This is a genomic window from Peptoniphilus sp. oral taxon 836 str. F0141 (assembly GCF_000179335.1).
Classification (GTDB): Bacteria; Bacillota; Clostridia; order Tissierellales; family Peptoniphilaceae; genus Peptoniphilus_A; species Peptoniphilus_A lacrimalis.
In genome coordinates this window covers 1-849 of the sequence record NZ_AEAA01000135.1, presented here as the reverse complement: position 1 = coordinate 849, position 849 = coordinate 1, and the positions used below count along the sequence as shown (strand labels likewise).

Below are 849 nucleotides of genomic sequence, written 5' to 3'. Positions count from 1 at the left end.
GTTATGGAGATATAGGTAGAGATAAGGTAGAAGAAATTTATAGCAAAATTTTCAAATGTCAAGATGCACTTGTAAGACCAAATATTGTAAATGGTACTCATGCCATAACATTAGCAATTTCATCAATTGTTTCAAAGGGTGATCATTTGCTATCATTAACTGGAAAGCCATATGATACCTTGCTTAAAGTAATAGGAATTAATGGAAATAATAAAAGGTCTTTAATAAATATGGGTGTTGAATATTCTCATGTTCCTTTGATTGATGGAAAAATTGATTTAGATTCGTTTAAAGATTATGTTAAAGATAATACTAAACTTGTTATGATTCAACGTTCCACAGGTTACAGTGATAGAAGAGCCTTCACTATAGAAGAAATTGAACAAGCAGTAAAAAAAATTAGGCAAATAAAAAAGATGTTTATATATTTGTAGATAATTGTTACGGAGAATTTACATGTTTAGAAGAGCCTTCATATTTAGATATAGATATAATGGCAGGCTCATTAATAAAAAATCCTGGAGGAGGACTTGCTTACTCAGGAGGATATGTGGTTGGTAAAAAAGAATTAATTGAATCAGCAGCATCTTTATTAACTGCACCAGGAATTGGCAAAGATTGTGGATTAACTTTTGGAATGACAAGGCAAATTCTACAAGGTCTATTTATTGCTCCAAAAATAGTAGAGGATGCCCTAAAAATTGCTTTGTTATTCTCGAAATGTTTTGAAGAATTGGGATTTGATGTAATACCATCAACAAAAGATAAGAGAGGTGACATAATAAGTGCCATAAAATTAGATAATCCGAAAATATTAGAAGAATTTTAGTAAGTTTATACAATTCTCAT

General features: G+C 30.0%; 1 pseudogene. It reads left to right on the top strand.

Features of this window, described 5'->3' with window-relative positions:
* Window positions 1-11: 11 nt before the first annotated feature.
* Window positions 12-829, top strand: a pseudogene (locus HMPREF9131_RS08970) (methionine gamma-lyase family protein).
* Window positions 830-849 lie beyond the last annotated feature (20 nt).